Here is a 7544-nt window from a genome sequence, read left to right as displayed (position 1 = left end):
TGCTGCAGCCGGGAGGCGATCACACCGGTAATTGCCGCCGGAATCACGGTCACCACACCGAAGACCAGCATCACCAAGGCGCCGGCCAATGCGCTGCCGGCAGTAACGGCAAGGGCCAGGGCGGTATAAATCAGGCCACAGGGCAGCAGGCCCCATAATCCGCCCAGCGCCAGCGCTTTCAGCGGGCGATCTACCGGGAGTAGCCGCCGGGTCAGGGGCTGTAATCGGCGCCACAGCCCCGCCCCGATGCCTTCCAGTTTTTTCAGCCACACGCCTTGCCCGAGCAGATAGCCACTGAGCAGCAGCATCAGAACGCCGGACAGACTCAGCCCAATGGCCATGGAGGGGCCAGGGAGCCAATCCAGCAACACTTTTCCCAGCATCCCTGCCAGGCTGCCAAGCACCATATAGGTTGTCACCCTGCCGATGCCGAAGAGTAGCTGCCATCCCCACAGGGACTTGCCCTGGCGGCGCGATTCCGGAATCGAGAAGGTGAGCGCGCTGCTGATACCACCGCACATGCCGATACAATGAACGCTGCCGGCAGACGCTAGCAGAACCGCACTGGCAAGCAGCGTCAGCAGGGATTCCGGGCTCTCCGACATCATGAGTCTCGCGGACCTGAGTGATCGGTAGCCTCTTTGCTTGTGTCAGGGCGGCCTTTGCGCTGTTCGCGATCTTCGAACACCACCCGCCAGGAGGCATTGTCCAGATCATCAAACTGATCCTTGCGCAGGGCCCAGAACAGGGCCCAGACCGCCCCGGCCAGGAACAGCAATGCCAGTGGAATCAGGAGGAGAACGATTTCCATCGGGTAACTCGCGTCGCGTTGAGGGTGACCAGCAGTGAGCTGGCAGACATGCCGATAGCCGCGGCCCAGGGCGGAATCCATCCGGCAACGGCAAAGGGCACCGCCACTACATTATAGAGCAGGGCCCAGGTGAGATTCTGGCGAATGGTGCGCTGGCAGCGCCTGGCGAGAGCTGGCAGGGCCGTAATAGCATTGAGGTTATCCTTGAGCAGATACAGGCCTGCGGCCCGCTGGGCCAGGCTGGTGGCGTTGGCGGTGGCCACGGATACATCCGCCGCCAGCATGGCCTCCGCATCATTGATGCCATCACCCACCATCATTTGCGCGGTGTCCGTCTGCAGCTCCTTGAGCCAGCGGGTCTTGTCGGCGGGCTTCATGCCGGCGCGCCATTCCTGCAGTGACAATGCACGGGCTACCGGCCCGGCGGCGGCATCGTTGTCGCCGGTTGCCATGCGTACAGCCAACCCTTGCTGCTGAAGAGCCCGTGTTATCGCAGCACTTTCCTCGCGAATGCTGTCCTGCAGCCACAAATACAACTGCACTGCGCCGTCACGGCTCAGCTGCAGACAGGTTGTGCCCGGGCGAGCCTGTTGCGGTGCGCCGCTGATGCGCCATTGCTGGCCCTGCAGGTTGCCGGTAATGCCATTTCCATCCGGGAGGATGTCTGCCATTTGCTGGTTGCGCGCAATGTCACGAAAGGCCTGGGCTAGCGGGTGAGGGTTGTTCCATTCCAGAGCGGCAACAATGGCAAGCAGATCGGTTTTTTGTCCTTCACCAACAACTTGAGTGTCCACCAACGAGAAGCGCCCCAGAGTCAGCGTACCGGTTTTATCAAAAAGCACGCCGCCGATATGCGGCAATCGCAGCAACTGGCGAGGTGATGCCACCAGCACGCCTTCACGCAGGGCGGTGCCCAGCGTCGCCGAGAGTGTCAGAGGCACCGCCAGGGCCAGTGCGCACGGGCAGGTGATCACCAGTACCGCGAGGGTATGATCAAAGGCCTCGCCGGCCCCGGCCGGCCAGTGCCACACCAGGGTAAAGGTGGCCAGCAACAGCACGGCAGCGGTAAAGAGTGGGGCAATACGGTGCCAGTCCCGAATCACATCCAGCCGCTCCCGGCTGGCCAGCTGTACCTGTTCGGCGATACGGGCAATCTGGCTGTGGTCTGCGGCGCACTCTGCCTCCAGGGTGATTGCACCTTCCTGCAGGCGGGCTCCGGCCACCAGGCGGGAATCCAGGCCACGGCTTATCGGCACCGATTCACCGGTCAGTGCCGCTTCATCGAAGGTGCCCTGGCCGTCAATGATACGGCCATCCACCGGTACCACATCGCCCTGAATCAGCAGCAATTGATCGCCGGCTGTTACCTGCCTGAGACTGACCCATTGCGGTTGATCATCACTGAGACGCCGGACCGCACGGGGCAGGGTATCGGCAAGTCTCGCATAGCCGGCGTGAATGGCCTGGCGCTGACGGTGTTCCAGCCAGCGACTGATCAACAGGAAGAAAACGAACATGGCGGCGGAATCGAAGTAAACGTGGCTACCACCGGTGAACATGGCCACCAGGCTGCCGGCCCATGCCAGGAACAGAGCCAGGGCGATAGGGGTGTCCATGGTCAGGTTGCCATTACGTAACCCTCGCCATGCGCCTTGAAAGAAAGGCCAGCCAGCATAGAAGACCACCGGTGTTGCGACAAAAAAGCTGGCCAGGCGGAATACCCATTCGTACACCGCATCCGAACCATCAAAGACGCCGATATACAATGCCATGGAATACATCATGGCCTGCATGGCACCCAATCCGGCCAGTATCAGCCTGCCCAGCAGGCGCTTGTGTTCGCAGCGGTTGGCTGCGGTGGCGGCAGGGTCACCGGGCAGGCTCACGCCATAGCCCAGTTGCTGGATACGACGGGCGGTTTCGCGGGCCTGAGGGGAGCCCTGGTAGTCCACCGTCAGCGTCATGCCTGCCAGATTGACACTGGCGCGGCTAACCCCCGGTTGTGTGGACAGGGTTTTTTCGATTAGCCAGCTGCAAGCGGCGCAGGTGAGGCCACTGAGTTGCAGCTGCAGGCGTTCGCCGTCCGGCAGCGACGAACAGTGTGGCGCAAGCAGATCGGGAATTTCGAACAGGGCCAGATCCAGTTCTGCCCGACGTGCATCCGGGGCTGGGGCCTCGTCCTGTCGAATCCGGTAGTAGTCATCCAGCCCCATCCCATAAATGGTTTCTATGGCCGCAGCACATCCCGGGCAGCAGGCATCACGGCTTCCCTCCGGGGTGCGGGCGGTGAAGGCGCCAGGCGGTGCAGGTTGTCCGCAGTGCCAGCAGGGTGGGGTGAGGCTCTGGTTCATGGCGTGACAACGTGTCCCAGGCGAACTGTACCGTCTTCAATGCTGCCACTCTGATAAAGACGCCAGTGCCCCTCAGGCGTGGACGCGGTTGCGATAAAACGGCCCGTTGAGGGAAGGGCTCCGTCGCTACGGAAAACGCCATTGCCCTGATGGTGGAATGTCAGCAACAGATCCTTTTCCTTGAGGGTGGGGTGGCGCAGCGCCACGGTAATAACGTCTGGCGCGGGGATGCCTGCATCACTGGTCAGCCTTGCCTGAATCCCGGCACCCACCTGAGACATCACCAGACCAATGCCCAGCCGTGTGGCAATCTGTTCCTGTTCCACAGAACGATTAATGCCCCGGCCTTCCTTGTACCATTCATCGACCACCGGAGCGTCTGCATTGATGACGGCGATATACAGGGTAGTCAGGCCGGCAACCACTGAACTGGCTGGCAGCAGAATGGCCAGCCACAGCAGCGGGTAGCGATACCAGGGGCGGTCATCAACGGGGGGTGATGAAACGGGATTCATGCTGTTTCTCCAGGTCCGGGTCGCCCAGTGATCTTACTGAAAACCAGATGGTGGATGACTGCATTTCCACCTCGTAAGGGTCATAACTTACCGTCACTGGCAAGGACAGGTGCTGCCCGGGCTGAATGGTGAACTCGGTGCGGTTTTCCATTCGCAGCCCTTCAGGGCCTTCCAGGCTCAGTGTATAACGATGGGCTTTCTGGCCCTTGTTGAGAATTTCCAGGCGATAGACGTTCTCAATGCGGCCACTGCTGGCAACCCGGAAAAGCTGATTACGATCACGCAGTACATCTACCTGTAGAGGCACACGGTTATAGAGCGTGACCATGAACAGGGTCGCCATGGCCAGCAAGACGATGCCATAACCGATCAACCGGGGGCGTAGCACCCGGGATTCCTTGCCCTCCAGGGCATTTTCGGTGGTGTAGCGGATCAAGCCCCTGGGTTTGTCGATGTGATCCATGACATCGTCACAGGCATCGATACAGGCCGCGCAGGTAATGCATTCGTATTGAAGCCCATCGCGAATATCAATGCCGGTAGGGCAGACCTGAACACACAGTCCGCAGTCAATGCAGTCGCCTTTTTCTTCAGGCTGCGGCGTCTGATTGCGCTTCTTGCTGCCTCGGCCACGGGGTTCGCCGCGGTCTTCGTCATAGGAAACGATGAGTGTTTCACGGTCGAACATGACGCTCTGGAAACGGGCATAGGGGCACATATACAGGCACACTTGCTCGCGCATGAAACCGGCATTCATATAGGTGGCGACGGTAAAGAATCCGACCCAGAATAATTCCCAGCCACCCCAGTCGACACTGAAAATACGACCAGTCAGGTCCGTAATCGGTGAAAAATAGCCGACAAAAGTGAGGCCGGTAAGAAAGGCCAGCGCCAGCCACAGCACATGTTTACTGCCACGCCGAAGCAACTTGCTCTTGGACCAGGGCGCCTCGTCCATCTTCATGCGACTGTGCCTGTCACCTTCACAAAGTTGCTCTATCCATTGGAAAAAGCGGGTCCAGGTAGTCTGCGGGCAGACATAACCACAATAGACACGCCCGGCCAGAACCGTGAAAAAAAACAGGGCGAATGCGGCGATGATTAATGCCCAGGAAAGAAACAGGAAATCCTGTGGCCAAAGTGTCAGACCAAAAATATGGAACTGCCGGTTGGGAAGATCAAACAGGACCGCTTGCTGGCCATCCCAGCGAACCCAGGGCAGGGCAAGATAGAGCCCCATGGTGCTGATGATGCTGAAATCGCGAATGCGCTGGAAACGGCCACTGATGGATTTTACCTGGATCCGTTTACGCTTGGCATAGAGGCTGATGGCCCCTTGTGCTTCCGGGCTGTCATCAACGGTTTTAATGCGGTCGCGCTCACTCATTACGCACCTCGAAGACTGCTGGCGTGATCCACCGACACGGCCTGTCGCAGCTTTTTGCAGGCTGCGACAATGACCCTGACGTTACGGGGCTGGCTTGTTGGACAGGCTGTAAACGTAGGTCGCAATGACATGAATCTTCTCTTCACTGAGCAGATTTTCATGCTTGGGCATTTCCCCTTTGCGCCCTTCGCGAATGGTGGTTTCAATGTCTTCCAGACGCGGACCGTAAAGCCAGGTGGTGTCCGTCAGATTGGGCGCACCCATTGCCTGAATCCCTTTGCCGTCCTGCCCATGGCAAACCGCACAGATCGCAAATTTTGGCTTCGCTCGCTCGATGGCGGCGGCCTTTTCCGCATCCTTGGCCAGATCCGGGCGGCTCAGGCTTTGCACATAGATGGCCATGTCGCGCACTGCCTTGTCAGTATTACCGATAGCAGCAGCCATGGGCGGCATCATGCCTGTTCGCCCTTGGGCAATACTGGCAATAATCTGCTTGGGTTCACCGCCATACAGCCAGTCATCATCTGCAAGGTTCGGGTAGCCCTTGGCACCGCGGGCGTCCGAGCCATGACAAATGGCGCAATTGTTGGCAAACAGACGGCCACCGACGGCCAGGGCTTCCGGGTACTCAATCAGTTCTTCCACCGGCACTTTGGCAAACTGCTCAAACAACGGATCGGTTTGTCGCGCAACCAGGGCGACTTCCTTTTCGTATTGCAGTGTACTGCTCCAGTTCAGCACCCCCTGGAACTTGCCCAGACCGGGATAGAGCACCAGATACACACATGCGAAGATCAATGTGCCGATGAACAGAAACAGCCACCAGCGGGGAAGTGGGGCATTGCGTTCCTGAATACCGTCAAAGCTGTGGCCGGTGGTTTCCTTGGCCGCTTCCTCCGGAGAAATTTGATTGTTCCACAGCAACAGGCCCGCACAGCCGAGCAGATTGATGGCAACGATAATGATGATGAACCAGCTCCAGAAATCACTCATTGCTCGTCCCTCTCTTTGCGGCGGTCAGCCTCAAGGGCCATGTGTGAGAGTTTTTCGTAGTCTTTCTTGCGGCTGGGGCGATACACCCAAATCGTCATCGCCATAAAAGCGACGAAGAAGACCAGCGTAAACAGGGCTTGAAAGCTCATTGTGCTACCTCCTTACGTTCCTGGCCCAGGGAAAGCAGATAGGCCACCAGGGCATCTTCTTCCGTGGCATCGGCCCACTCACCCTCGATCTTGTTCAACTGCTCGGTAATGTCCTGCTCGCTATAGGGCACACCGAAGGTGTCCTTGAACACTCGCAGGGTTCGCTCCGTGTCGCGCCAGTCCACCAGATTCTCCTGCAACCAGGGGTAAGCCGGCATGTTCGATTCCGGTACCACCTGGCGGGGATCACGCAAATGCTCACGGTGCCACTGATCAGTGATCGGACGCAGCCCGACACGGGCCAGATCCGGCCCGGTACGCTTGGAGCCCCACAGGAAGGGATGCTCCCAGACATCTTCGCCGGCCACGGAGTAGGCGCCATAGCGTTCGGTTTCCGCACGCAGGGGACGCACCATCTGGGTATGACAAACGTGGCAGCCTTCGCGGATATAGATGTCACGACCTTCCATTTCCAGAGCCGTGTAAGGCTCCAGACTTTCCAGCGGCTCAGTGGTGGCCTTTTGCCAGAACAACGGCACGATTTCTGCCAGGCCACCGAAACTCACCGCAACCAATGTCAGCACAATCATCAGGCCGACATTCTTTTCCACTCTTTCATGGGCATTGGACATGTCGGTCTCCTCAGGCAGCCTTCAGCACGTTGTCGTCGCCGTGGGTATCGCGTTCGGCAACGATTGTCTTGTAGACGTTGACAGCCATCAGCACCATGCCGGCGAAGAAAACCACCCCGCCGAGCAAGCGGATGGCGTAGAACGGTTGCCGTTCTACCAGTTCCTGCACGAAGTTGTAGGTGAGGGTGCCGTCCGTATTCACTGCCCGCCACATCAGGCCCTGCATGATGCCGGATACCCACATGGAAGCGATGTACAACACCGTACCGATGGTGCTCAGCCAGAAGTGGGCATTGATCCAGCCGATGGAATACATCTGCTTGCGATCAAACAAGCGCGGAATCATCACGTAGATAGCACCGATGGTAATCATGGCCACCCAGCCCAGCGCCCCGGAATGGACATGGCCGATGGTCCAGTCGGTATTGTGGCTGAGCGCGTTGACGGTCTTGATGGACATCATCGGCCCTTCGAAGGTGCTCATGCCATAGAAGGAGAGGGCGACGATCATGAAGCGGATGATCGGATCCGTGCGCAACTTATGCCAGGCCCCGGACAGGGTCATCCTGCCGTTGATCATGCCACCCCAGCTGGGTGCCAACAGCACAATGGAGAACGCCATGCCCACGGACTGGGCCCAGTCGGGCAGGGAAGCGTAGTGCAGGTGATGCGGGCCGGCCCACATGTAACCAGCGATCAGGGCCCA

9 protein-coding genes are annotated in these 7544 nt (G+C 59.0%); all 9 read right to left on the bottom strand.

What is annotated here, in order from left to right; translation table 11 throughout:
- The coding region (locus tag ACFE0K_RS03735; RefSeq protein ID WP_434534784.1) for a sulfite exporter TauE/SafE family protein at window positions 1–608 on the bottom strand (608 nt) is incomplete at its 3' end.
- Window positions 605–811, bottom strand: coding sequence for a cbb3-type cytochrome oxidase assembly protein CcoS (gene ccoS, locus ACFE0K_RS03730; protein ID WP_434534783.1), 207 nt, complete (start codon window positions 809–811; stop codon window positions 605–607). The genes ccoS and ACFE0K_RS03735, both read right to left, overlap by 4 nt.
- Complete coding sequence (locus ACFE0K_RS03725; protein WP_434534782.1) at window positions 790–3162, bottom strand: heavy metal translocating P-type ATPase; 2373 nt, start codon at window positions 3160–3162, stop codon at window positions 790–792. The genes ccoS and ACFE0K_RS03725 overlap by 22 nt, the downstream gene beginning before the upstream one ends.
- On the bottom strand, window positions 3159–3677 hold the full coding sequence (locus ACFE0K_RS03720) for a FixH family protein (RefSeq protein WP_434534781.1): 519 nt from the start codon (window positions 3675–3677) through the stop codon (window positions 3159–3161). The genes ACFE0K_RS03725 and ACFE0K_RS03720 overlap by 4 nt, the downstream gene beginning before the upstream one ends.
- A complete protein-coding gene (gene ccoG, locus ACFE0K_RS03715; protein WP_434534780.1) occupies window positions 3649–5064 on the bottom strand; it encodes a cytochrome c oxidase accessory protein CcoG in 1416 nt (471 codons plus the stop codon). The genes ACFE0K_RS03720 and ccoG overlap by 29 nt, the downstream gene beginning before the upstream one ends.
- Before the next feature lie 81 nt (window positions 5065–5145).
- Window positions 5146–6057, bottom strand: a complete 912-nt coding sequence (gene ccoP, locus ACFE0K_RS03710; protein ID WP_434534779.1) for a cytochrome-c oxidase, cbb3-type subunit III — start codon at window positions 6055–6057, stop codon at window positions 5146–5148.
- Complete coding sequence (locus ACFE0K_RS03705) at window positions 6054–6206, bottom strand: cbb3-type cytochrome oxidase subunit 3 (protein ID WP_035244407.1); 153 nt, start codon at window positions 6204–6206, stop codon at window positions 6054–6056. The genes ccoP and ACFE0K_RS03705 overlap by 4 nt, the downstream gene beginning before the upstream one ends.
- Complete coding sequence (gene ccoO / locus ACFE0K_RS03700) at window positions 6203–6838, bottom strand: cytochrome-c oxidase, cbb3-type subunit II (RefSeq protein ID WP_434534778.1); 636 nt, start codon at window positions 6836–6838, stop codon at window positions 6203–6205. The genes ACFE0K_RS03705 and ccoO overlap by 4 nt, the downstream gene beginning before the upstream one ends.
- Before the next feature lie 10 nt (window positions 6839–6848).
- The coding region (locus tag ACFE0K_RS03695; RefSeq protein ID WP_434534777.1) for a cbb3-type cytochrome c oxidase subunit I at window positions 6849–7544 on the bottom strand (696 nt) is incomplete at its 5' end.

The sequence above is a fragment of the Alcanivorax sp. genome (genome assembly GCF_051117345.1).
Taxonomy (GTDB): Bacteria; Pseudomonadota; Gammaproteobacteria; order Pseudomonadales; family Alcanivoracaceae; genus Alcanivorax.
The sequence above is the reverse complement of the archived record's forward strand: the minus strand, read 5'-3'. Positions and strand labels throughout refer to the sequence as shown.

What these genes read in the sequence shown, in the direction of transcription:
- ccoS (WP_434534783.1), bottom strand. Translation starts at nt 811, where the DNA reads ATGGAAATCGTTCTCCTCCTGATTCCACTGGCATTGCTGTTCCTGGCC.
- ACFE0K_RS03725 (WP_434534782.1), bottom strand. Translation starts at nt 3,162, where the DNA reads ATGAACCAGAGCCTCACCCCACCCTGCTGGCACTGCGGACAACCTGCA.
- ACFE0K_RS03720 (WP_434534781.1), bottom strand. Translation starts at nt 3,677, where the DNA reads ATGAATCCCGTTTCATCACCCCCCGTTGATGACCGCCCCTGGTATCGC.
- ccoG (WP_434534780.1), bottom strand. Translation starts at nt 5,064, where the DNA reads ATGAGTGAGCGCGACCGCATTAAAACCGTTGATGACAGCCCGGAAGCA.
- ccoP (WP_434534779.1), bottom strand. Translation starts at nt 6,057, where the DNA reads ATGAGTGATTTCTGGAGCTGGTTCATCATCATTATCGTTGCCATCAAT.
- ACFE0K_RS03705 (WP_035244407.1), bottom strand. Translation starts at nt 6,206, where the DNA reads ATGAGCTTTCAAGCCCTGTTTACGCTGGTCTTCTTCGTCGCTTTTATG.
- ccoO (WP_434534778.1), bottom strand. Translation starts at nt 6,838, where the DNA reads ATGTCCAATGCCCATGAAAGAGTGGAAAAGAATGTCGGCCTGATGATT.